The organism is Commensalibacter papalotli (ex Botero et al. 2024) (assembly GCF_947179115.1).
In the GTDB taxonomy this organism is placed as follows: domain Bacteria; phylum Pseudomonadota; class Alphaproteobacteria; order Acetobacterales; family Acetobacteraceae; genus Commensalibacter; species Commensalibacter papalotli.
The window spans coordinates 1-1,456 of sequence record NZ_CAMXCI010000017.1 but is presented as its reverse complement, the minus strand read 5'-3'; the positions used below and the strand labels follow the sequence as shown (position 1 = coordinate 1,456).

The 1,456-nt window shown below is 37.6% G+C and carries 3 protein-coding genes; all 3 read right to left on the bottom strand.

Going from position 1 to position 1,456, the window contains the following annotated elements:
• Window positions 1-61 precede the first annotated feature (61 nt).
• The gene (locus QMN76_RS10850) at window positions 62-589 is read right to left on the bottom strand and encodes a hypothetical protein (RefSeq protein ID WP_282024337.1); all 528 of its coding nucleotides are present in this window, start codon (window positions 587-589) and stop codon (window positions 62-64) included.
• 3 nt (window positions 590-592) lie between these two features.
• Window positions 593-1,147: a methyltransferase gene (locus QMN76_RS10845; protein ID WP_282024336.1), complete on the bottom strand. Its 555-nt coding sequence runs from the start codon at window positions 1,145-1,147 to the stop codon at window positions 593-595.
• Window positions 1,144-1,456, bottom strand: a 313-nt coding sequence (locus QMN76_RS10840; RefSeq protein WP_282066037.1) for a single-stranded DNA-binding protein, incomplete at its 5' end; no start/stop codon positions are given. The genes QMN76_RS10840 and QMN76_RS10845, both read right to left, overlap by 4 nt.

Genomic DNA, 1,456 nt, shown 5'->3' with positions numbered 1-1,456 from the left:
AAATAAAACTCCCATTTTGTAATATATTAATATAGTTCTTACAAAAGTACAAGCCCCTTATTTATAAATCTTTCATAGCTTCTTCAAGCAAAATGAACGTAGAAAGCACCTGACCCATTGTATAATTCAGGTTCAGGTGCAGTCTTTGTGATATTTGTTTGCTGCCCATATTTCCCAGCACGATCATATTTAATAAATCACGATGGTATTTCCCCATCGCACCCCAGACTTTAAAGAGCTTATCATAAGCCTCGCTCTGTTTTAAGGTAGGGCCATCATAATGACCATGAATACCATCACTTAATAAATTAACCTTTGAATATAAATCTCCACTCCCTCCAAAAGACTTTTCATAAAGAATCGCATAGTGTTCAGCAAAATCACGTTGCTCTTGATTAATAGATCCACGAGCCAGCATTTCGTCATATACACATTTACGGCGCAGACGTTTAACTTGTTGGTTGGGATTATCTGGCTCAACACCAATCTCTACTACGAATTCTTCTCTACGATATTGCTGAAATAAAGAAGGCTTTTTTACCGTTCCAGATCCAACAACACTTATTTTCGTTTTATGTCTATTTGCCATTTCTCAGACCCTTTCAATTTGAGTGGGACCATGCCAGCCATGTTCAAAGACAAACCATGCATAGACTTGAGTGCCTGAAGATTTCTTTTTTCCTTGGTAATCCCCGCTATACATCGTGACGCGATCTTTCATCACCCATATTCTGGCCAAAGGAGATTTCTTAAAGAACGCTGTGCGTTTTTCTGATTCTAAAAAAGCCAACCGTAATAAAGCACAAACTTTATAATTTGTGACTTTCAATGCTTCTTCGATAATAGGAACAGCATCTTTAAACGGTGGGTTTGTAACAATCGTATCCCATTTTTTATCTTTTGAGCTTTTTAAAAAATCTTGCTGTTTAAAACGTTTCTGTAAAATAATACGTTCAATATTACGGTCAACCAAATCATGACATTCAACATTTAAATACCCCGCGTCCAAGAAAACTGAGGGTATTGTTCCCTTGCCACAACATGGATCAAGAATAGAGTAGCCAAAGAACTTTTCAACTTCAATCAGCTTTTCTACACATTCTGGGGGCTCGACATACCAATCATGCTCGTGACGTTGTTGGTTCATTTTTGACCACCCAATAATGTTAATGCACCTGTAAAGGGTGGGATAATAACCTCCGTAATATAACAAGTTTTACCGTCTTTATCTTGATAGCTTCTGTTCTGTAATTGCCCATGCAGCCCTATCAAGCTACCTTTACGTACATAAGATTTAACCAATTTGATCAGTCCAGAATTTAACACAACAACCCTGTGCCAGTCTGTTCGTTCTTGATCTTTCCATTTCTGTTTAGTTGCCAAGGAAAAACTGGCTGTTTCTTTGCCTGATTGAGTTGTTTTAATCTCTGGATCATTGCCTAGATAACCAGCCAGA